The organism is Phyllobacterium pellucidum, from assembly GCF_013327855.1.
Classification (GTDB): domain Bacteria; phylum Pseudomonadota; class Alphaproteobacteria; order Rhizobiales; family Rhizobiaceae; genus Phyllobacterium; species Phyllobacterium pellucidum.
This window is the reverse complement of record NZ_JABUMX010000001.1, coordinates 1,271,841-1,293,402: the sequence shown is the minus strand read 5'-3', so window position 1 is coordinate 1,293,402 and position 21,562 is coordinate 1,271,841. Positions and strand designations below refer to the sequence as shown.

The following is a 21,562-nucleotide window of genomic DNA, read 5'->3' as shown; positions in this document are numbered from 1 at the left end:
AATGGCGGTCCTGATATGCTCCTGTCAAAGAACAGACCACAAGAAGGGCCGCACACCGCGGTATTTAACAAATGAAGCGTACTTATCAGCCATCCAAGCTTGTCCGCGCACGTCGCCACGGGTTTCGCGCCCGCATGGCTACGGCTGGCGGCCGCAAGGTAATCGCAGCGCGCCGCGCCCGCGGTCGCAAGCGGTTGTCGGCATAAAGGCAAAACCGCGCGACTTGGTGCGGTTGCCAAAGTTGGCACTACACGATGAATGAGCAAAAACCACTCCGCCTTCGCAAGAGAGCGGAGTTTTTGACTGTTCGGAACGGAGAAAAGCGCCGCGGCGCCTACTTCCTGCTCGAGGTCAAGGAGCGCGAGGACCAGGCTGGCCCACCGCGCGTCGGTTTCACCGTCACCAAAAAGAACGGCAATGCCGTCATCCGCAATCGCATCAAACGCCGCCTGAAAGAGGCTGTGCGCGTCAATGTTGCTGATGACATGCAAGCGGGAACCGATTATGTGATCGTTGCTCGCCGTGACGCGCTAGACGCGCCGTTCGCGGACCTGACACGGGAACTCTCAAAACGGGTTTCCAGGAAAACACAGACCCGGCGTTCGACAAAGCCCTGATGGCGCACCCGACCCGACCCAAGGACTACAATGGAAACCAATCGTAATTTCTTTATCACCATTGCCTTGTCCATTGTGATCCTGACGCTTTGGCAGGTGTTCTACATGAACCCCAAGATCGAAGCGCAGCGCGAACAGGCCCAGATCGAGGCCACGCGGCAAGGACAGACGCGCGTTGACGGACAGGCGAGCACGCCGGCCGGAACGCCCACCACCGGCACCGCGGCAAACCTGCCGTCTTCGACGCCGGCAACGCCTGGCGCCAATATCCCCGGCCAATCCCAGGATGGCGCCCAGGCCGGCAGCCTGACGCGTGACGCCGCGCTCGGCCAGACCTCCCGCATAAAGATCGATACGCCGAGCCTCGGCGGCTCGATCAGCCTGACCGGCGCACGGCTCGACGACCTGCAGCTCAAGAAGTACCACGAGACCGTTGACGACAACTCGCCGGCCATCCAGCTTCTGAGCCCGGCGCAGATGGCGGACGGGCAATTCGCCGAGATCGGCTTTACCGGCAACGAGTTGACCGGCACGGTCCCTGGGCCGGGCACCGTATGGACGGTCGAGGGCAACAGCACGCTGACGCCGGCAAATCCGGTGACGCTCTCCTTCACCAACGAGAAGGGCCTGACGTTCAAGCGCACCTTCACGGTGGACGACCGTTACATGTTCACGGTCAAGGACACGGTAACCAACAGCACGTCCGCTCCCGTTTCGCTCGCCTCCTATGGCCGCGTTACGCGCTTCTCCAAGCCGCTCCATCCGAGCACCTATGTGCTGCACGAAGGTCCGATCGGCGTGATCGGCGACGAAGGTCTGGTGGAATACAAGTTCGCCGCCATCGAAAAGGCGCGCGAAGTGTCCCCGCCGAAGGCGACGACCGGCGGCTGGATCGGCATTACCGACAAATATTGGGCAGCAACCCTCGTTCCCTCGGCAGCAAAGCCGTTCCAGGCGCGCATGTCGTACTTCGACGACGGACGCCCGCGCTATCAGAGCGACTACCTTTCCGACCCGACGACGATCGAGCCCGGCCAGTCTGCGACGATTGAGAACCTGCTCTTCGCCGGCGCCAAGGAAGTCGGAACGATCAATGCCTATGAAAAGGAACGCAGCATCCGCCAGTTCGATCTCCTGATCGATTGGGGCTGGTTCTATTTCATCACCAAGCCGATGTTCTACCTGATCGACACGCTCTACAAGGCGATCGGCAATTTCGGCATCGCCATCCTCCTCGTCACCGTTATCCTCAAGGGCTTGTTCTTCCCGCTCGCCAACAAGTCCTACGCCTCCATGGCGCGGATGAAGCTGGTGCAGCCGAAGATGACCGAAATTCGCGAGAAATATGCGGATGACAAGGTCAAGCAGCAGCAGGCGCTGATGGAGCTCTACAAGACGGAAAAGATCAATCCGATCGCCGGTTGCTGGCCGATCCTGATCCAGATCCCCGTCTTCTTCGCACTCTACAAAGTCCTTTACGTGACCATCGAAATGCGCCACGCGCCGTTCTTTGGCTGGATCCAGGACCTTGCCGCGCCCGATCCGACCTCGGTCTTCAACCTCTTCGGGCTTATGCCCTGGGCGGTTCCGGCTTTCCTGATGATTGGCGTCTGGCCGTTGATCATGGGCGTGACGATGTTCCTGCAGATGCGCATGAACCCGACGCCGCCCGATCCGACACAGCAGATGATTTTCAACTGGATGCCGCTGATCTTCACTTTCATGCTGGCAAGCTTCCCTGCAGGTCTCGTGATCTACTGGGCGTGGAACAACACGCTCTCGATCATCCAGCAAGGCGTCATCATGAAGCGCCAGGGCGTCAAGATCGAGCTCTGGGATAATCTGGCGGGCATGTTCAAGAAGAAACCGAAACCGGCCGAGTAGCGGCCCGAGTTTCGCGAAATTCTTTACATCGGCCGGGCCTGACAGGTCCGGCTGATCTCGTTTCAGCGCCTGGTTTCGCTGGACATTGACGGCAGCCTTACGCAAGCCATGACGCAATAAGGGGTAAAAGCTGTTGCGCCGGTCTGCCCTGCCGTGTTGACAAGGCGAGGATAAACCTTGATGCACACTTCTCAATCCCGCACGCGCAATGGAATGGAATGAACGTGACTGAAGCCGAGGACAGGACAAACGGGTTGATCGAGAGGGGCAGGATGCTCTTCGCGCAGGGCTGGGTATTCATTCGCGGCGTGCCGTCGATGAAATTCCTGCCGCCTGAAGGACCGCTTGAAATCGCGTTCGCCGGCCGCTCCAACGTCGGCAAATCGTCCCTTATCAATGCGATCCTCGGCCAGAAGCTGGCGCGCACCTCGAACACGCCGGGCCGTACGCAGGAACTCAACTATTTTGTTCCGGACGGCTATTCGGGCGAGGGCAAGGACCTGCCGCCGATCGCTGTCGTCGATATGCCGGGCTATGGCTTTGCAGAAGCGCCGAAGGAACAGGTCGACGCCTGGACCCGTCTGGTGTTCGACTATCTGCGCGGGCGTTCGACCTTGAAGCGGGTCTATGTGCTGATCGACGCGCGTCACGGCGTCAAGAAAAACGATGCCGAAGTGCTCGATCTTCTCGACCGGGCCGCGGTTTCATACCAGCTTGTTCTCACCAAGATCGACAAGATCAAGGCTGCGGGCGTGCCCCGGTTGATGGAGGAGACGGCGCAGGCCATCAAAAAGCGCGCAGCCGCCTATCCGGAAATCTTGGCGACGTCATCCGAGAAGGGCGCCGGGCTTGATGAGCTGCGCGGTGCAATCGCGCTTTTGCTCGAAGAAAACCAGAAATAAAAGGGCCCCGCACGACCTAGGGCTAGGAGATCGCCGCGGGGCAAGATGCGCAGATGCCGTCTGCGCATTTGAGTGCTGCGGTTTACATTTTTGGCAGCAGCACCTTGTCGATTACATGGATGACGCCGTTCGACTGTTTGACATTGGCGATCGTCACGTGAGCGACGGTGCCGTTTTCATCTGTCAATGTCAGGTTCTTGCCCTTGTACTTCGCGGTCCAGACGCAGCCGCCCACGGTCTTCACCGGATGCGCGCCTTCATCATCATCGATCATCTTCATGATCGTCTTTGACGAGGCGTCGGCAGCAACGACATGGCAGGTCAGGATCTTGGCCAGCTTGTCCTTGTTCTCAGGCTTCAACAGGGTCTCGACGGTTCCCTTCGGCAGCGCCGCGAAGGCCTCATTGGTGGGTGCGAACACCGTGAAGGGCCCCTTGCCCTCTAGGGTTTCGACGAGGCCTGCAGCCTTGACGGCAGCGACGAGGGTCGTGTGATCCTTCGAGTTCACCGCATTCTCGATGATGTTCTTGTTTGGATACATGGGCGCACCGCCCACAGTCGGATTCTTGGCGAACGCAGTTCCGGCAATCAGGACCGTCGAAAGTGCGATCAGGCTCAGTGATTTGCGTAACATCTCTATCTCCACTGTTGCATTGCCTCTCTTGAGAGGTCGGTGGAGATACGGGAGTGCTGACGGCAAAGTTTCAGCGGCGCGATATTTTTTCAGATTGCACGGATCGTACCGGCGGCGACGACTGCACCGGTGGGGGCTCCGCTTGGCGAACCGCCAAGCGGTTCCACCGAGATGGCAAGCGTCGTACCGTCACGCAGTTTGGCGGCCAAACCCTGTGGGACATTAAATTCGGTGACCTGCGGCGACTTCATCAGCCCGAGCGAGACTGGCGCTTCATTCCCGGCAATCAGCCAGAGTTCGAGCGAACGGTCTGAGGGCATGTCACCGGCAACCAGGCTCACTTTCAGGCGCTTTGTCTGCTCGTCATAAACTGCGACTGTGCGAACCTTGCTGTTGTCAGCAGCCATGGATGCCACCAGTTGCGCCGGCGCGGGACGCTGCAAAATGAGGTCGCGCCCGAAACCGATCATCGCCAGCAACAGGGCGGCGAGTGCAAGCCCGCGCCAGAATACGAGGCTGGTCCATAGCGGCATCGCCGGCGCCGGCGCATCGGTTCCGAACAGGCGATGATCGATCTGGGACTTGATATGGTGCGGCGGCGAAACCGGCGTGAACCCCTCATCGAGTGCGCTGAAATATTCCTGCCACCGGGTGACAAGGCGGGCGAATACCGGGTCCGTTTCGATGCGGCGCGCGGCGTCGCGGCGCTCCTCTTCGGCCAGCACGCCCAACACATATTCGGCGGCAACGAGATCGTCGCCGTCCGGAACAGTGTCATCGGGTGGTGTCGCGCTCATCCTTCCAGGCATTCCTTCAGTTTCAAAAGGCTGCGTCGCAGCCAGGTTCGCATTGTATTCAACGGCACTTTATGACGCTGCGCGAGCAACTCGTAGCTGTCGCCATTAAGGTAAGCGCCGCGCACGGCCGTCGCACGTGGAGCGTCGAGTTGGTCGAGGCAATCCCCAAGGCGGCGCGCCTCTCCCGTCGCAATGGCGGATTGTTCGGGATCGGCGGAAGGCTCGGCGATATCCGATGCCTCGTCGAGATCCTCCGTTCGGCCCTTGCGCGCCCGCAGGCGGTCGATGCAGTGGTTCCTGGCAACGGCGACGAGCCAAGAAATCGGGCTGGTGCCAGCAACAGCAAAGCGATCCGCCTTGTTCCAGATCTTGACGTAGATATCCTGCAGCGCGTCTTCGGCCTCCGTGCGGTTACCCAAGACACGCAGGCACACGCCGAAAAGTTTCGCGCTCGTCGAAGCATAGAGCGCATCGAAAGCCGCCCGGTCCCGCAGGGAGACGCGTGAGATCAGTTCCGATATGCCTTCGGGCGTCATGTGAAGGGCGTTTCCAACTGCTGGTTGCATGATTTAAATCCGGCGGTGCGGCACACTGTCAATGGCTTCGGGCAAAAACCTTGGCGGCAAGCCGAAATCATGTTTGCCCGGGATCGCCTTTGGCGCTAAGAACCCCACGACCTTCCAAAGCCGGAGCCCGCGCATGTCCCTGACGCCCGACGACCAAACCGCCGAAATCCAGGCAAATCTGCTTTCGGCTGCTCTTCCCTATATGCAGCGCTATGAAAACAAGACCGTCGTCGTGAAATATGGCGGCCATGCCATGGGCGATGCCGCACTGGGCAAGGCGTTCGCGCGGGACATAGCCTTGCTGAAACAATCGGGCATCAATCCCATCGTCGTTCATGGCGGCGGACCGCAAATTGCTTCGATGCTGGCGCGCATGGGGATCGAATCGAAGTTCGAAGGCGGTCTGCGCGTCACCGACGAAAAGACCCTCGAGATTGTCGAGATGGTCCTTGCGGGCTCGATCAACAAGGAGATCGTGGCGCTCATCAATGCCGAAGGCGAATGGGCAATCGGCCTGTGCGGCAAGGACGGCAACATGGTCTTTGCCGAGAAGGCCAAGAAGACCGTCATCGATCCCGACTCCAATATTGAAAAAATCGTCGATCTGGGCTTCGTCGGCGAACCGGTCGAGATCGACCGCACGCTGCTCGACCTTCTGGCGCGTTCCGAGATGATCCCGGTGATCGCACCCGTCGCTCCGGGGCGCGACGGGCATACCTATAACATCAATGCTGATACTTTCGCGGGAGCCATCGCCGGCGCGCTGAAAGCCTCGCGCCTTCTGTTCCTCACCGATGTTCCGGGCGTGCTTGACGCCAACAAGGAGCTTATCAAGGAGCTTTCGGTCGGCCAGGCGCGCGCGCTCATCAAGGATGGCACCATTTCGGGCGGGATGATTCCCAAGGTCGAAACTTGCATCGACGCAATAACACGCGGCGTCGAAGGCGTCGTCATCCTTAATGGCAAGACGCCGCATTCGGTTCTGCTCGAACTTTTCACCGAGCGCGGCGCCGGCACGCTGATCGTTCCCTGATCACCGCTTCAGGTGTTCGAGCGGGATCTTTCCCGGCCCCTTGATGTTCTGCAGGACGAGTTGGGTGTGCACGTCGCGCACGCCTTTCAGCCGCATCAGCCGATGCATGACGAAATCGTTGAGATCGTCGACCGTCGGTACCATGACATGCAGCAGAAAATCGTGTTCGCCGGTCATGGTCCAGCATGACGAAACTTCGTCCATGCGCTCTATCTCTCCGACGAAGCGCTCGGGCGAGTCGTCGCTGTGCGTATTGAGCCGCACCTGGATGAACACTTCGACCATGAGCCCGATGGCGCGGCGGTCTATCGTCGCTGCGAAACCCTTGATCACGCCGCTCTCCTGGAGATGCTCGAAACGCCGCGCGCACGGCGTCGCGGACAGCCCGATCATCTGCGCCAGATCAGTGATGGCAACCCGGCCATTGGCCTGGAGGATCTGCAGCATTTTGATCTCGAACTCATTCAATTGAGGTGATGTCACCCGATTTCCTCCAAAAAAGATCAAGTTTCACCTTATAGCATGCGTTTTTGAGATGATTAGGTCAAATTCTCTCCTATCCTAAAGGTATCCTGCACGTCATGGTTCCATGGTGGAGGAGAAAATCATGACGATCAGTGTTGAAGCCTATGCGCGGGAATGCGCTGAGCTGGGTCTGCGCGGCGACTATACGGTGTGCAACGCCGACTTCACGGTCGAACAGCAATATGACTATTCGGACGAAGACCAGGAGGTATGGCGCTCCCTGTGCGATCGCCAGACGAAGCTGACGGAAAAGCTTGCGCATCGCAGCTATCTCGACGGCGTGGAAGCGCTCGGCCTACTGGATCGCATCCCGGATTTCCACGAAGTCAGTGACCGGCTGCGCAAGTTGACCGGCTGGGAAATCGTAGCGGTCCCTGGCCTCATCCCCAACGAGCCCTTCTTCGATCATCTCGCCAACAAGCGTTTTCCCGTCACCAACTGGCTGCGCAAGAAGAAGGAACTCGATTACATCGTCGAACCAGACATGTTTCACGATTTCTTCGGCCACGTGCCTATCCTGAGCCAACCCGTATTTGCCGATTTCATGCAGCTATACGGGGTCAAGGGTGGAGCAGCGTCGCGGATGGGCGGCGAGCAACTGGCCGCTCGTCTCTACTGGTACACCGCCGAGTTCGGCTTGATGCAGGAGGAAGGCGCCCCAGTTAAGGCCTTCGGCGCGGGGCTGATGTCGTCTTTCAGCGAGTTGCAGTTCGCGGTGACGAGTGCGGATGCGCACCACGTCCCCTTCGACATCGAAACGGTTATGCGGACGGGATACGAGATAGACAAGTTCCAGCGGGCCTATTTCGTACTGCCGTCTTTCGCCGCCCTTCGCGATGCTTTCGAGACGGCGGACATGCCGGCGCTGATTGCGCGGTGGAAGGAGGCGGAACCGCTTGACCCCGCCATGGTCTGATGGGAGCGCCGCGTTCAGGCGATGTTCTTGACAGGCGAGCGGACGCTGACGCAATTGCGGCCGCGACGTTTGGCATCGTAAAGACGCCGGTCGGCTGTCCGGAAGTGTTCCTTGACCGTACCGGCGGCAACGCCTGCTACACCGCCGATGCTGACACTGAGCGGAACCTCCGCGCCTTCGGCCGATTTCAATGCATGGCTGCAGACCTCGGCGCGAATGCATTCGGCTACGCCGCGTACCTCGGTTTCGTCCGCCGTCGCGAGGAATATGGCGAACTCCTCGCCCCCGATACGCCCGGCGCAGTCATCTTCACCGATACACCGCGATATGCACTGTGCGATTGCAATGAGCGCAGCGTCACCGGTGTGATGGCCATGGTTATCGTTGATCTTCTTGAAGTGGTCGGCATCGACAATCAGCAAGGAGCCCGGTCCCTGCCTGCGCAAAGCCTCCATCCGCTCGAAGAACGTTTCGCGGTTGAGAAGCCCGGTCATGTTGTCGCGCAGGGATGCCTCGAACAGACGGGCGTTCGTTGTCTCGAGTTCCTGCATGATTCGATTGAGGTCGGTTAGGGCTTGTCGCAACTTTTCCGATTGGCGCAGGCACAGGTAGATTATGGGCGGAGTGATCAGCAGCGGACAGAGGATGGCAATGAGGCGCGCAGGCCCATCTGACATGTGGACCGCCTCGCGGATCGCGTTGGTAATCACGACGCAGGAGGCAGTCATGACAATGGTTACCAATATGCACTTGAAAATGACTTTGGACATCGTTTCTCTGGAAAATGCATGAAATAAGAAATTGGGAAAATGCAGGCGAGCGATAAATCTAAAATCGGTCGTAGTTGCGACCATTTTCGTCTATTGATGAGACGCACTAATAAAATCGATGCATGAGCAGCGCAGATAAATAGCGGAAACCCTAACGGATGACAAACCAGCCTGATCCATTAAACTTTGCGCATATAACGGACTGGGTCTTCGATCTGGACAACACGCTATACCCGCATCATTCCAATCTCTTTTCGCAGATTGATGTCAAGATGACGGGCTATGTCGCTGATCTGCTGAAGCTTTCGCATACGGATGCACGCGATCTCCAGAAGCGATTTTACAAGGAATACGGCACGACGCTCAAAGGCTTGATGGACCGCTACGATATCGATCCCGATGATTTTCTGCAGAAGGTCCACGACATCGATTATTCCTGGCTGGTGCCCGACCCGTCGCTTTCCACGGCGATCAAGCAGTTACCGGGACGGAAATTCATCTTCACCAATGGCGACCGGGGCCACGCTGAACGCGCAGCGCGCCAGCTCGGTGTGCTCGAGCAGTTCGATGACATTTTCGACATCAGGGCAGCGGAGCTGACACCCAAACCGGCGCGCGAGACGTACGATCGGTTCCTGGCAATGCACAAGATCGACGCCGCCAGCTGCGTCATGTTCGAGGATCTGGCGCGCAACCTCGTCGTGCCGAAGGCGCTCGGCATGACCACGGTCCTCATCGTTCCGCATAATTTCGAACCGACCTATTCCGAGATCTGGGAGCGGGATCCTGGCAACACCGACCACGTCGATTACGTGACCGATGAACTTGCCGCATTCCTCGACGCGATCCTGCCAAGGCAGGTCAAGAGGAGCGAGCCGGTCTGAGGCGTCAATCCAGCTTGTAGAAGGCCTGGATCACATCCCAGGCCTCGTCGGCGGTATCGACGAAGGTGATGAGTTCGCGATCCGATGGCGAGATCACGCCTTGCTCGGCGAGGAAGTCGAAATTGATCGCCTTCTCCCAGAAAGACTTGCCGAAGAGTAGAAGCGGGATGCGTTCCATGCGTCCGGTCTGAATGAGCGTGAGCGTCTCGAAGGTTTCGTCCATGGTTCCGAAACCGCCGGGAAATATCGCCATGGCCTTCGCCCGCATCAAAAAGTGCATCTTGCGAATAGCGAAGTAATGGAAATTGAAGCACAGATCCGGCGATACATAGGGGTTTGGCGTCTGCTCGTGCGGCAGGACGATATTGAGCCCGATCGTCGGCGCGCCGACATCCGATGCGCCGCGGTTGCCGGCTTCCATCACACCGGGGCCGCCGCCGGTAACGACCACGAACTCGCGGTAGTAGGTCGTTGACGAATAGGTAGAGCAGAGTTCGGCGAACTTGCGCGCCTCGGCGTAGTAGCGTGAATTGGCCTCGAGGTTCTTTTTCTGGGTCGCGTTCTTCGCCGCCCAGGCGGCGCCGCCAGGTTCGGGGATGCGCGCTCCGCCGAACAGGACCACGGTCGAGCGGATGCCGCGCTCGGCGAGCGCCATTTCCGGCTTCAACAGTTCAAGCTGCAGGCGCACGGCACGCAATTCGCGCCGCGTCATGAATTCCGGATCGGCAAAGGCCAGCTTATAGGTGCTGGACTGGGTCTGCGGCGTCTCCGGCGCAGTCTCGACACGGCGTACCGCTTCGGAAGAATGAGAAAACGGTGTCCAGCTGTCTTTTTCATCGGTGTTCAATTCGGCTTCTCCTCCTGCGGACGCTTATGACGTTCTGAGACATTCTTTCGCGGTCCAGCATGGTAATGGTGAGATTGACCCTCTCACAGACTTAAATTAAACCGCCCGTGTAATGGAGTGACCTGCAAATGTCCAAGCCTGACCTCACCAGCCTCGAATTGACCATCGAGAAGGCCTTCGATGAACGCGATGCAATCAATACCGATACGCGCGGCGAAGTTCGCGACGCTGTCGAGGCAGCGCTTCTCCTGCTCGACGGCGGCGAGGCTCGGGTCGCTGAGAAACAGGCTGACGGAAACTGGAAGGTCAATCAGTGGCTGAAAAAGGCAGTGCTTCTGTCGTTCCGTCTCAATCCGATGGGGATCATCGAAGGAGCCCCGGGCGGCGCTGTCTGGTGGGACAAGGTGCCGTCGAAGTTTGACGGCTGGGGTGCGACGGAATTCGCCAAGGCGGGCATCAGGACGGTGCCCAACGCCATCGTCCGCCGCTCGGCCTATATCGCGCCGGGCGCGATCCTGATGCCATCCTTCGTCAACCTCGGCGCCTATGTCGGCGAGGGAACCATGGTTGACACCTGGGCCGGCGTCGGTTCGTGCGCGCAGATCGGCAAGCACGTACATCTGTCGGGTGGCGTCGGCATTGGCGGCGTGCTCGAGCCCATGCAGGCCGGTCCGACCATCATCGAGGATAATTGCTTCATCGGCGCCCGCTCCGAAGTGGTCGAGGGCTGCATCGTTCGCGAAGGCTCTGTCCTCGGCATGGGCGTTTTCATCGGCAAGTCGACGAAGATTATCGACCGTGCAACGGGCGAAATCTTCTACGGCGAAGTGCCGCCCTATTCGGTGGTCGTCGCCGGCTCGCTTCCCGGCAAGCCCTTCCCCAACGGCCAGCCTGGTCCGAGCCTCTATTGCGCCGTGATCGTCAAGCGGGTCGACGAACAGACCCGCTCGAAGACGTCGATCAACGAATTGTTGCGCGACTGATCCGCTCACGCGGGCGAGTTGCGGATTTCCTCCACGGTGTGAGAGCGGAGCGGCTTGCCCTCCGCCTCCCTGATACACGCGATAATCCGCCGCGTCAGGGGGACGTCGATGTTCTTCTCCTGCGCCAGGCGAAGGATCACGCCTTGCAGATAGTCGATTTCGGTCGGACGCCCCCATGACAGATCCTCCCACATGGACGATCGCGCGTGTGGCCCGACGCTCAGCATTTTTCGTGCGAGAATCCCGAAAAGGAAGTCCGGCAACCGCAATATCCACGGCAGGAGCGCCGGTGGGAGGCCCTGTATCTTTGCCGGCGCGATGCCATGGGCCTTGAGCACCTTGATGCCTTCGTTCATCTGGTCCGCCAGCAGCCGGCGCCAGTTGCGATCGGACAGTTCGGTTGCAAGCGGCAGGTTTGACAGGGCATTAAGGGCGTTGTTGAGGTTCATCAGCAGCTTGCCCCAGAGAACGCCCTGCATGTCTTCATCATTTGCCACCTGGAGACCGGGGACTGAGAGTTCATCGGCAAGGTCTCCGGGCTTGTCGTCGATGAGAATTGTTCCTTCCGTGGTCCGCCGGACAGTGAGCGGCACCTCCCCGGGTTCCGATTGCACGACGTTGAAGGGAACCATGCCCGCAGCGACGGTGAAACCCTTGGGGAGGGTGCGACGCAGCACCTTTGCGTTGTCGACGCCGTTCTGTAGGCTCACAACGACGGCGCTGGAAGGGGCGTGCGCGGCAATCAGCTTTGCCATCTCTTCAGTCGCGCCACTCTTGACCGTGACGAGAATAATCTCGGCCGACCCAAAGGCTGCGGCAGGATCAACCGCAAGCTGAAGCTTCTCCCGCCCGACAAGGCGCTCGGTCCCGTCGAGATCGACGATGTTGAGGCCCCCTTGGCGAAGCGCTTCATCGACTCTTGGCCGTACGAGAAAAACCACGTTCTTGTCGGCAGCGGCGAGGCAACCACCGACGTAGCACCCTATCGATCCGGCTCCAGCGATGACGATACGGCTTTCGTTTTCGGTCATGTTGCTGTTCCCGGTTCATCGGTCGCGGCATTTAAACAGATGCGGGTGCTTCAATCCAGCGCCCGATGCCGGGAACCGCAATGCCCCGGCACCCGCCGCAGTAGTAGGTGACAGGCCTATCCTTTTCCATTATCGCTTCTTGCATGAAATCCGCGACAGATCCCGTAGAAAACCTCGCCCAGCTCATCGCTTGCCCGTCGGTAACGCCCGCCGAGGCCGGTGCGCTGACTGCTCTCGAATCCATGCTTGCGCCCCTCGGTTTTTCGGTCGAGAGACCGGTTTTCAGCGAGGAGGGCACGCCCGACGTCGAGAATCTTTATGCGAGACGTTCAGGCAATGGCCCCCATCTGATGTTCGCGGGACATACGGATGTGGTGCCCGTCGGCGACGAGGCCGCGTGGAAGTTCCCGCCCTTTTCCGCCGCCATTCACAATGGCCAGATGTATGGCCGCGGCGCCGTCGACATGAAGGGTGGGGTCGCCTGTTTCACCGCTGCCGTCGCGCGTCACATCACGAAACATGGCAGCCTCAAGGGGTCGATTTCGTTTCTGATCACCGGCGACGAGGAGGGCCCGTCGATCAACGGGACCGGCAAGCTTCTTGAATGGGCAAAGGCCAAGGGCGAAAGCTGGGATGCCGCGATCGTCGGCGAGCCCACCAATCCCGACAAGCTCGGTGACATGATAAAGATCGGAAGACGCGGCTCGCTCTCCGGCACGATAACCGTAAACGGCGTTCAGGGTCACGCAGCCTATCCGCACCTCGCCGACAATCCGGTGCGGGGGCTCGTCACCTTGCTCGACAGCCTGCTTTATCCCGCGCTCGACAAGGGCACCAAAGATTTCCAGGCGACCAATCTGGAAGTCACGACGATGGATGTCGGCAATCCTGCGGTCAACGTCATACCGGCCAAAGCGACGGCAACATTCAACATCCGCTACAACGATAGCTGGACCGACGAAACGCTGATGGCCGAGATCCACAACCGGCTCGACCGTGCCGCCGGACGGCGCAAGCTGCGCCCCGGGCGGAAAACGCCCGTGAACTACGAGTTGACCTGGCGCGACCGGCCGAGCCACGTGTTCCTCACCCACGATGACAAACTCGTCGGCACGCTGACGAAGTCTGTCGAAGCGGTCATAGGCCGGCGCCCGCAGCTTTCAACGTCCGGCGGCACGTCCGACGCCCGCTTCATCAAGGACTATTGCCCTGTCGTCGAGTTCGGCCTTGTCGGCAAAACCATGCACATGGTTGACGAAAGGGTAGACATTGCCGATCTTGAAACGCTTACCCAAATATATGAACGCTTCATCGAGGATTTTCTTGCGTAGAGCATGAGTGACAATGCCGGATTTCGATGAAACTCAGCAATATTTGTGGGGCGCATGGCGGATGATGAACGGTCATGCCGACGGCCTCGACATGCTCGATTTTTCCGAAGACGGCTTCTGGCAATCCTTTCACGCCATAACGATCTCGCTGCCCCCGCTCATCCTTGGCTGGATCATCTTCGCCAACGATATGATTGCGCTGCGGCCCGAAATCGGAAACCGCTTCTCGATCATGGGCCGCGTCGCCTTCGTCGATCTCGCCGCCTGGGTCGCGCCTCTTGTCGTTCTTGCTTTCAGTGCGCGCCGCCTCGGTCTCAGCAAGCGCTTCAGCCCCTATGTCGTCGCCAGCAACTGGGGAACGGCAATTGGCGCCTGGCTCATGGTCCCGGCCACGTTGGTGCGGGTGATCGTGCCGGATTGGCCGGGCTTCACGACTGCAATCAGCCTTTTGCTCTATGCGGGCATCATGTTCCTGACCTACCGTCTCACACATATCGCCCTGAAACGATCACACGCCTATACGGCGGGATTTTTCGTGGTCCTGATGGTCGGTTCGCTTTTCGTGATGATCCTGCTTCAGGGCGCCCTCGGCATTTCCCTGCCGGACCCGGTTACGATCGGGTAGTCGACCCCAATGAGATAGAGCCCGTAGGGCGGCGCAACCGGCCCGCAGGCCCTGCGGTCGCGGGCTTCGAGCGCCGCGCTTACATCGTCAGCGTCCCAGCGCCCGCATCCCACTTCGTTGAGCGTTCCCGCGAAAGAACGGATCTGGTTGTGCAGGAACGAGCGCGCCGACGCCCTGATCTCGATGATCTCCCCATTGCGCGTTACGTCGAGGCGGTCCAGCGTTTTTACCGGGCTTTTCGACTGGCACTGCGTCGCGCGAAACGTGGTGAAATCATGCGTGCCGATCAGGCGCTGCGCCGCGTCGTGCATAGCCTCGGCATCGAGCGGCTTCTTCACCCACCACGCGCGATGCGCCTCCAGCGGGGCAGGGGGGCGGCGGTTGATGATTCGATAAAGATAGTGGCGGCCCGTTGCCGAGAAGCGCGCGTCAAAGCCATCGCCGACGAGTTCGACATTGAGAATGCTGACAGCCTCGCCGGCAATGACGAGATGGGCGTTGAGCGCCTCGCGGATTTTCGAACTGCTCCAGTTCTTGGTGAGATCGGCATGAGCGACCTGAGCGCAGGCGTGCACGCCCGAGTCGGTGCGACCCGCCGCCCCCAGAGAAATCGTATCGCCGCAAAAATTGAAGATTGCCTGCTCGATAGCCGCCTGCACCGTATGGCCGTTTTCCTGGCGCTGCCAGCCCGCATAGGACGTCCCGTCATATTCGACCAGAAGCCTGTAGCGGGGCATCAGAGCGCTCCGAACGCGGGCGCATAGGTGAGAGCGCCCGCTATCGGCGCCTCACGAAACGCCAGCGCCTGCAAATGCTCGCCTTGGTAGGTGCTGTCGTAGCCGGCGGCACGTGCATGCGTGTAGCCGAAACGTCCGTAATAGGCAGTATCGCCAAGGACGATGGAAAGGCTTTCTCCGCTGGCCTGGAGTTGATCGTGGGCCGCCTTTACCAGCGCTGTACCTACGCCATGGCGCTGATTTGCGGGGAGAACCGCGAGTGGTGCGAGTGCGACAGCATCGAAATCATCGCCCACGGTGAGGCGGGAAAACAGGATTTGCCCGACAATCGCGTCATCCGCGACGGCCACCAGTTCGAGGACCACGTCGCCGGCGCCGCGAAGGTTTTCCACGAGGACAGATTCCTCCGCACCGCCAAAGGCGGCGTTCAGCAGCGTGGAGATAGCCGGATGGTCTTCAGGCCGTACAGGTCGCACCGCGACGCCGCTCATGGCAGCCGTGTACCCTGGGCGATCTTGGCGCCACGCTGGAATTCGATACTGTCCATGACCTTGCCGCCGGCCCGCTGCAGCGAACGCAGCCGCACCGCGCCTTCGCCGCAGGCGATGCGCAGGCTATCGTCGAGCACCGTGCCCGCATCGCCGACGCCGGTTGCAAGCACCGAGCGCAACAGCTTGATGCGCTCGAGCGAGCCGCCGATCTCCATCTCGCACCAGGTGCCGGGAAAGGGCGCAAGGCCGCGAATACGGTTGTGAACGTCGATCGCCGGTTCGCTCCAGTCGATGCGTGTTTCCGCCTTGGTGATCTTGGACGCATAGGTGACGCCGTCTTCCGCTTGCGGCGTAAGCGTGAGGCTGTCCCGTTCAAGCGCGGCCATGGCGCGCACCATCAAATCCGCTCCTGCCGCGCTCAACTGGTCGTGCAATTCGCCTGCCGTCATGTCGGCGGTGATCTTGACCTTTTCGACCATGGCGACAGGTCCGGTATCGAGACCCTCGTCCATCTTCATGATCATGATCCCGGTTTCGAGATCTCCGGCCATGATTGCCCGCTGTATCGGCGCGGCGCCGCGCCAGCGCGGCAAGAGCGAGGCGTGTCCGTTGTAGCAGCCAAGCCGCGTGCCATCGAGGATTGCGCGCGGCAGGATAAGTCCATAGGCGACGACGATCGCAACATCGGCATTGAGGTCGCGAAAGGCTTGCTGCTCTTCTTCGCTCTTGAGGCTTGTGGGCGTGCGCACCTCGATGCCGAACTGCTCGGCGTTGCGCTGGACCGGCGAGGGCGTGAGTTCCAGACCCCTGCGGCCCGCGGGGCGCGGCGGCTGGCTATAGACTGCAACAATCTCGTGACCCTGGCCGATCAAGGCGGTGAGAATGGGGACGGCGAAGTCCGGCGTTCCCATGAAAACGATGCGCAAACTCATCGCCTACACCGCCAGCCGGCTCGGCGGACGATCCTTGGCGAGCTTCTTGAATTTCTTGACGACCATCTCGCGCTTCAGGCGGGAAATATGGTCGATGAACAGGATGCCGTTGAGATGGTCGATCTCATGTTGGAGGCAGGTGGCGAGAAGCCCGTCGGCGGCTACTTCCTGCGCCTTGCCGTCGAGATCGAAATAGGCAATGCGCACCTCCGCCGGCCGCTCCACCTCGGCATAATAGTCCGGGATCGAGAGGCAGCCTTCTTCGTAGACATTGCGCTGTTCGCTCGACGAGAGAATCTGCGGATTGATGAACGTCTGCGGCGCCTTGGGCTCGTCTTCCTTGGCAAGGTCGATAACGAGCATGCGGAGGGGCTCGCCGATCTGGATCGCTGCAAGGCCGATACCCGGTGCGTCATACATGGTGTCGAGCATATCGGTGGCGAACTTGCGCAAATCCGCATCGAAGCGTTCGACTGGTTTTGAAACCTGACGCAGCAGCGGATCAGGAAGAATGACAAGTGGTTTGATAGACATGCAACATCACCTAATAGTTCATCCATAAACCGTCAATCCGACGCAAAATCCATTTGCAAAAATGTTCTCGTTTTGATCTCACATTTGTCGCCCGAATCGGCTAGTCTGGTTCGTATGGAAACATCAATTTCATTCGATCAAACACTTATCCATCTCGGTGCGAGCTCAATTTCGCTGGGTTCGGCGCTCATTGCCGGGGCTGTGGTTGCGGGCGGCGCCGTGCTGCTCGCGTTTATCGTCCTGTGGCGTTCGTCGAAGATACGGCTGACTGCCGAACTCCAGGCGGAGGACCGCGCCCGCGACGCCGAGTTCCGCATGGGCGAGATTCTCAAGAGCCAGGCGGAAATGCAGGGCCGCATGCAGACAATGGCTGAACTCTTCGGCTCGCGGCAGGCCGAACTCAACCAGTCGATCCGCGAACGCCTCGACGGTATGACCAGCCGCATCGGCCAGACCATGACCGAGCAGACCCGTTCCACCCACGAGAATCTTGCGAAGCTGCAGGAGCGGCTCGCGGTCATCGATACGGCGCAGAATAATATCCAGGCGCTGGCCGGCCAGGTCGTACAGTTGCAGGCCATTCTCGCCAATAAGCAGACCCGCGGCGCTTTCGGGCAGGCGCGCATGGAGGCGATCATCGCCGACGGCCTTCCGCAAGGCGCCTATGAGTTCCAGGCTACGCTTTCCAATGGCAGCCGGCCCGACTGCGTGGTCCACATGCCCAATGGAGCGCCGAACCTCGTGATCGATGCCAAGTTTCCGCTGGAAGCCTGGAACGCCATTCGCCAGGCCGACAACCCGGAAGCCAAGAAGGTTGCTCTTGCGCAATTCCGCCGTGACGTTGAGATACACATTCGCGACGTCGCAGAGAAATATCTGATCAACGGCGAAACCCAGGACACGGCGTTTCTCTTCGTGCCGTCGGAATCGATTTTCGCCGAGATTCACGAGAACTTCGAAGGTGTGGTGCAAAAGGCCCATCGCTCGCGCATCGTCATCGTGTCGCCTTCACTGCTGATGCTATCGATCCAGGTCATCCAGGCCGTCCTCAAGGATGTGCGCATGCGCGAACAGGCGCATCTCATCCAGGGCGAGGTGATCCGGCTGATGGAAGATGTCGGCCGCCTCGACGACCGGGTGCGCCGTCTGCAAACGCATTTCGGCCAGGCTAACAAGGATATCGATGACATTCTTGTCTCTTCGAGCAAGGTCACGAGACGCGGCCAGAAGATCGAGGCGCTCGAATTCGCTGAGGCGCCCACGAAGGAGACCGAGCCCAGCCGTGCCCCCGCAGCTTCGTCAACCGGGCAGTTGCGCCTGCGCGTCGTCGATGGCGAGGAATAGAAGAAAGGCGGGGTAACGGCTTAAGCCGCCTCGATCTTCTTGCGTCGAACTTCCCACGTTCGAGCCGTCTGCGGCTTGACGAACAATGTAACGATATCGGGATTGGCGGTTTTCAACGCCGCCTCGAGCCGTTCGACGCAGGCTTCGATCTGCGGAGCCTGGATATGGTCTTCGAACTCGACGCTCAGTCCGGCGACGATCTGCTTCGGACCCATATGGACCGTCAATACGCCGTTTGCCTTCTGGATGTCCGGATCCTTGTTGGCTAGATCGAGAATCTGCTGTTCCACTTCGGGAAGCGCTGCCTCGCCCATGAGCAGGCCCTTGCTTTCGCGGGCGAGGAATATCGCCGTCGCAGCGAGAATGATGGAGATGCCGATGGAGCCCACGCCATCAAGTGCCGGCATGTCGAATATCTGCGCCGCCGAAATCGCAACCAGTGCAATGATCAGTCCGAGCAGCGCGGCCGTATCCTCGAACAGCACCGTGAAGACGCTCGGATCCTTGCTTTCCTGCACAGCCTCGACATAGCCGAGTTTGCCCTTCATCATCCGGAATTCCTTGAGTGCCACGAACCACGACGCGCCTTCAAAGATCATCGCAAGGCCGATGACGACGTAGTTCACGATCGGATTGGCAACTGGTTCCGGCCGCATGATGTGGATGACGCCTTCGTAGAAGGAAACGCCGGCGCCGACGGCGAAAACCAGGAGCGCCACGATAAAGCTCCAGAAATAGAGCTCACGCCCATGCCCGAAAGGATGCGACTTGTCCGCAGGCCGCGCCGCGCGGCGCAAGCCATAAAGCAGCAAGGCACCATTGCCCGTATCGACAAGGGAGTGAACACCCTCCGACAGCATGGCGGAACTGCCGGTAAAGAAAGCGGCGATGAATTTTGTTGCTGCGATCAGGAGATTGCCAAGGATGGCGGCATAGATCACTTTTTTCGAACCGGCATGTGTTCCCGATTGTGATGCCATCGACTATCCCCTTGTGCCCGACGAAACGTCTTTGGATTGAACAGGTTCCGCGTGAAACGTTCAACCGCGCCGATGCGTCAGCATCTGGTCGGAATGACGCTAGCTCTTGCCGGCGTCATGCGCTAACCCTGCCTCGAACAAGGCAGGACATCATGGCAGACAACACTGAAACGGCAATCTTTCTCGGCATCGATACGGGCGGCACCTATACGGATGCGGTGCTGTGGTCGGAAAGAGATGGCGTTATCGCGAAAGCCAAGGCGCTGACGACCCGGCATGATCTCAGCGTCGGCATTGCCGGCGCCGTCGAGCGTATCGTTGAAGAAACCGCGATCCGCCCAGCGGATATTCGCCTTGTTTCCATGTCGACGACACTCGCAACCAATGCGCTCGTCGAAGGGCAGGGCGGCCGCATCGCCCTTGTCATGATCGGGTTCTCGCAAGCGGATCTCGAAAAGGCGGACCTCAAGACCGCGCTTGGATCCGACCCGGTCGTCTTCGTCCCCGGCGGTCACGATGTCTATGGCAGGCCGCAACTGCTCGATACGGCTGCTCTCTCGGAGGCGCTGCCGAACCTCGCGCGCGAAGTCACAGGTTTTGCCATCTGCGCCTATTTTGCGGTCCGCAATCCCGAACATGAGATCGCCGTGCGCGATCTCATCCGCAACGTGACCGGGCTCCCCGTCACCTGCAGCCATGAACTTTCCGCCAAACTGAATGGACCGCGCCGTGCGCTCACGACGGTCCTCAACGCACGCCTGATCGCCATGATCGACCGGCTTGTGGCGGCGACGGAAGGTTTTCTCGACCGCAGCGGCATCCACGCCCCCTTGATGGTGGTCCGTGGTGACGGCGCACTCGTCACTGCGGCCTTTGCGCGCCACCGTCCGATCGAGACGATCCTCTCCGGCCCTGCTGCCAGCCTGGTCGGGGCGCGTCATATGACCGGACTCGACAACGCCATCGTTTCGGACATTGGCGGCACGACAACGGACGTCGCCGTGCTTGACAAGGGCCGTCCACGGCTCGATCCGAATGGCGCGACGGTCGGCGGCTTTCGTACGATGGTGGAAGCCGTGGCGATGCGCACCTTCGGCCTTGGCGGCGATTCCGAAGTGTCGCTCGACGATAATGCCATGGCACCGAGCATCAAGCTTGGACCGCGCAGGCTGGTGCCGCTGTCGCTGCTTGCTGCCAACCACGGCGAGAGCGTGCTTGCCCACCTTGAGCGCCAGGTCAAGGCGCCCAATGTCGGGCGGCTCGATGGCCGTTTCGCCCTGCGCACGGGGGTTCCCGCCCAACTCTCTTCCGGCCTGAGCAAGAGCGAAGCCGAACTTTACGAGCGCATAACCAGCGCGCCGCAGCCGCTCGACCGGCTTCTCGCTTCGATATCACAGGCTGCGACCGTCAATCGCCTCGTTGCCCGCGGTCTGGTTCATGTGTCCGGCTTTACGCCTTCGGATGCGTGCCACGTGCTCGGCCTGCAGGACAATTGGAACGCGGAAGCCGCGCGCTACGGTGCGATCCTTTATGCCCGGCGCAAGGATGGCGCCGGACGCTCCCTCTGCGATACGCCCGAGGAAGTGGCGCATCGCACCTATGACGCCCTGATACGGCGCTCGTCCGAGGTCGTCCTGGAGACGGCATTTGCCGAAGACGAGCTTGACGGCCCGGAGACGGCTGCGAGCCCACTTGTCCAGCGTGCGCTGTCGGGCGACGGGCGCATCGCCGGTGTCAAACTCGCCATCGACCGGCCGATCATTGGTCTCGGCGCCTCGGCGCCGGTCTATTACCCCGCCGTCGGCGCCATGCTTGGAGCAGAGTGCGTTGTCCCTACCGATACGGATGTTGCCAATGCGCTCGGCGCCGTCGTCGGTCAGGTGCGGGTTTCGGTGGAAGCGCATGTCAGCCAGCCGGCCGAGGGCGTATTCCGGGTGATGGCCGGCGAAGTGTTGAAGGATTTGCCCTTCGAGGAGGATGCTATCGCCTTTGCAGAAACCGTCTTGCGCCAACAAGTTTCCGACCTTGCCCTGCAAGCAGGTACCGACGAAGGCCAGATCGTTGTTTCAAGGAACATCAGCGCCGCAACAGTCGAAGATCAGCGCAAGTTCATCGAGGCGGTGCTTATCGCCACAGCTTCCGGCAGGCCCAGAATCGTGCATTAAGTTTGATTTTATCCGCTACGGCACAAATCCTGTG

24 protein-coding genes are annotated in these 21,562 nt (G+C 60.1%); 12 read left to right on the top strand and 12 right to left on the bottom strand.

The window, feature by feature from the left end:
• Nucleotides 1-71: 71 nt before the first annotated feature.
• The 4 genes from rpmH to yihA all read left to right on the top strand — a co-directional run bounded on the left by rpmH (nt 72) and on the right by yihA (nt 3,403).
• Nucleotides 72-206 carry a 50S ribosomal protein L34 gene (gene rpmH / locus HQ945_RS06400; protein WP_040853797.1) on the top strand — a complete coding sequence of 45 codons (135 nt, stop codon included), beginning with the start codon at nt 72-74 and terminating at the stop codon, nt 204-206.
• Between the two features lie 48 nt (nt 207-254).
• Nucleotides 255-617 (top strand): ribonuclease P protein component, encoded by a 363-nt coding sequence (gene rnpA, locus HQ945_RS06395; RefSeq protein WP_113280273.1) that lies wholly within the window; start codon nt 255-257, stop codon nt 615-617.
• Between the two features lie 30 nt (nt 618-647).
• Entirely contained in the window at nt 648-2,501 is a 1,854-nt protein-coding gene (gene yidC / locus HQ945_RS06390) for a membrane protein insertase YidC (protein ID WP_113280274.1), read from the top strand.
• 218 nt (nt 2,502-2,719) lie between these two features.
• The gene (gene yihA / locus HQ945_RS06385; protein ID WP_036813413.1) at nt 2,720-3,403 is read left to right on the top strand and encodes a ribosome biogenesis GTP-binding protein YihA/YsxC; all 684 of its coding nucleotides are present in this window, start codon (nt 2,720-2,722) and stop codon (nt 3,401-3,403) included.
• Between the two features lie 82 nt (nt 3,404-3,485).
• On the opposite strand, the gene HQ945_RS06380 is transcribed toward yihA, so the two are convergent.
• From HQ945_RS06380 to HQ945_RS06370, 3 genes are all read right to left on the bottom strand, one after another.
• On the bottom strand, nt 3,486-4,037 hold the full coding sequence (locus HQ945_RS06380; protein ID WP_027230513.1) for a fasciclin domain-containing protein: 552 nt from the start codon (nt 4,035-4,037) through the stop codon (nt 3,486-3,488).
• Nucleotides 4,038-4,126: 89 nt separating this feature from the next.
• The gene (locus HQ945_RS06375) at nt 4,127-4,834 is read right to left on the bottom strand and encodes an anti-sigma factor (RefSeq protein ID WP_027230512.1); all 708 of its coding nucleotides are present in this window, start codon (nt 4,832-4,834) and stop codon (nt 4,127-4,129) included.
• Nucleotides 4,831-5,370 (bottom strand): sigma-70 family RNA polymerase sigma factor, encoded by a 540-nt coding sequence (locus tag HQ945_RS06370; RefSeq protein WP_027230511.1) that lies wholly within the window; start codon nt 5,368-5,370, stop codon nt 4,831-4,833. The genes HQ945_RS06375 and HQ945_RS06370 overlap by 4 nt, the downstream gene beginning before the upstream one ends.
• 163 nt (nt 5,371-5,533) lie before the next feature.
• Between HQ945_RS06370 and argB the strand changes: the two genes are divergently transcribed.
• Complete coding sequence (gene argB, locus HQ945_RS06365) at nt 5,534-6,433, top strand: acetylglutamate kinase (RefSeq protein WP_027230510.1); 900 nt, start codon at nt 5,534-5,536, stop codon at nt 6,431-6,433.
• Here the strand turns inward: argB and HQ945_RS06360 are convergent, their stop codons facing one another.
• Nucleotides 6,434-6,916 carry an Lrp/AsnC family transcriptional regulator gene (locus HQ945_RS06360; RefSeq protein ID WP_027230509.1) on the bottom strand — a complete coding sequence of 161 codons (483 nt, stop codon included), beginning with the start codon at nt 6,914-6,916 and terminating at the stop codon, nt 6,434-6,436.
• 124 nt (nt 6,917-7,040) lie between these two features.
• Here HQ945_RS06360 and phhA point away from each other — a divergent pair, with 124 nt between their 5' ends.
• Entirely contained in the window at nt 7,041-7,874 is an 834-nt protein-coding gene (gene phhA, locus HQ945_RS06355; protein ID WP_174207813.1) for a phenylalanine 4-monooxygenase, read from the top strand.
• Between the two features lie 14 nt (nt 7,875-7,888).
• Here phhA and HQ945_RS06350 read toward each other — a convergent pair whose 3' ends face one another.
• On the bottom strand, nt 7,889-8,644 hold the full coding sequence (locus HQ945_RS06350; RefSeq protein WP_162737151.1) for a GGDEF domain-containing protein: 756 nt from the start codon (nt 8,642-8,644) through the stop codon (nt 7,889-7,891).
• Nucleotides 8,645-8,802: 158 nt separating this feature from the next.
• Here HQ945_RS06350 and HQ945_RS06345 point away from each other — a divergent pair, with 158 nt between their 5' ends.
• Nucleotides 8,803-9,528: a pyrimidine 5'-nucleotidase gene (locus tag HQ945_RS06345; RefSeq protein WP_027230506.1), complete on the top strand. Its 726-nt coding sequence runs from the start codon at nt 8,803-8,805 to the stop codon at nt 9,526-9,528.
• Nucleotides 9,529-9,532: 4 nt separating this feature from the next.
• Here the strand turns inward: HQ945_RS06345 and HQ945_RS06340 are convergent, their stop codons facing one another.
• Nucleotides 9,533-10,375, bottom strand: a complete 843-nt coding sequence (locus HQ945_RS06340; protein ID WP_091919984.1) for an LOG family protein — start codon at nt 10,373-10,375, stop codon at nt 9,533-9,535.
• A gap of 128 nt (nt 10,376-10,503) precedes the next feature.
• Here HQ945_RS06340 and dapD point away from each other — a divergent pair, with 128 nt between their 5' ends.
• Complete coding sequence (gene dapD, locus HQ945_RS06335) at nt 10,504-11,358, top strand: 2,3,4,5-tetrahydropyridine-2,6-dicarboxylate N-succinyltransferase (RefSeq protein WP_027230504.1); 855 nt, start codon at nt 10,504-10,506, stop codon at nt 11,356-11,358.
• A 5-nt stretch (nt 11,359-11,363) separates the two neighbouring features.
• On the opposite strand, the gene HQ945_RS06330 is transcribed toward dapD, so the two are convergent.
• Nucleotides 11,364-12,389 (bottom strand): 2-dehydropantoate 2-reductase, encoded by a 1,026-nt coding sequence (locus HQ945_RS06330; protein ID WP_113280276.1) that lies wholly within the window; start codon nt 12,387-12,389, stop codon nt 11,364-11,366.
• A gap of 143 nt (nt 12,390-12,532) precedes the next feature.
• Here HQ945_RS06330 and dapE point away from each other — a divergent pair, with 143 nt between their 5' ends.
• Together dapE and HQ945_RS06320 are read left to right on the top strand one after the other, a co-directional pair.
• Nucleotides 12,533-13,720, top strand: a complete 1,188-nt coding sequence (gene dapE, locus HQ945_RS06325; protein WP_027230502.1) for a succinyl-diaminopimelate desuccinylase — start codon at nt 12,533-12,535, stop codon at nt 13,718-13,720.
• 13 nt (nt 13,721-13,733) lie between these two features.
• Entirely contained in the window at nt 13,734-14,345 is a 612-nt protein-coding gene (locus HQ945_RS06320; protein ID WP_027230501.1) for a hypothetical protein, read from the top strand.
• Here HQ945_RS06320 and truA read toward each other — a convergent pair.
• The 4 genes from truA to def are packed head-to-tail and all read right to left on the bottom strand — an operon-like array spanning nt 14,297 to nt 17,039.
• Entirely contained in the window at nt 14,297-15,082 is a 786-nt protein-coding gene (gene truA, locus HQ945_RS06315) for a tRNA pseudouridine(38-40) synthase TruA (RefSeq protein WP_027230500.1), read from the bottom strand. The genes HQ945_RS06320 and truA overlap by 49 nt on opposite strands.
• Nucleotides 15,082-15,573, bottom strand: coding sequence for a GNAT family N-acetyltransferase (locus tag HQ945_RS06310; RefSeq protein WP_027230499.1), 492 nt, complete (start codon nt 15,571-15,573; stop codon nt 15,082-15,084). Before HQ945_RS06310 ends, truA begins: the two co-directional genes overlap by 1 nt.
• A complete protein-coding gene (fmt, locus tag HQ945_RS06305) occupies nt 15,570-16,499 on the bottom strand; it encodes a methionyl-tRNA formyltransferase (protein ID WP_027230498.1) in 930 nt (309 codons plus the stop codon). Before fmt ends, HQ945_RS06310 begins: the two co-directional genes overlap by 4 nt.
• A 9-nt stretch (nt 16,500-16,508) precedes the next feature.
• Entirely contained in the window at nt 16,509-17,039 is a 531-nt protein-coding gene (gene def, locus HQ945_RS06300) for a peptide deformylase (RefSeq protein WP_027230497.1), read from the bottom strand.
• 114 nt (nt 17,040-17,153) lie between these two features.
• Between def and HQ945_RS06295 the strand changes: the two genes are divergently transcribed.
• The gene (locus HQ945_RS06295; RefSeq protein WP_113280277.1) at nt 17,154-18,383 is read left to right on the top strand and encodes a DNA recombination protein RmuC; all 1,230 of its coding nucleotides are present in this window, start codon (nt 17,154-17,156) and stop codon (nt 18,381-18,383) included.
• A 20-nt stretch (nt 18,384-18,403) separates the two neighbouring features.
• Here the strand turns inward: HQ945_RS06295 and HQ945_RS06290 are convergent, their stop codons facing one another.
• Nucleotides 18,404-19,363 (bottom strand): cation diffusion facilitator family transporter, encoded by a 960-nt coding sequence (locus HQ945_RS06290; protein WP_113280278.1) that lies wholly within the window; start codon nt 19,361-19,363, stop codon nt 18,404-18,406.
• A gap of 152 nt (nt 19,364-19,515) precedes the next feature.
• On the opposite strand from HQ945_RS06290, the gene HQ945_RS06285 reads away from it, so the two are divergent.
• A complete protein-coding gene (locus HQ945_RS06285; RefSeq protein WP_174207812.1) occupies nt 19,516-21,528 on the top strand; it encodes a hydantoinase/oxoprolinase N-terminal domain-containing protein in 2,013 nt (670 codons plus the stop codon).
• Nucleotides 21,529-21,562: the final 34 nt, after the last annotated feature.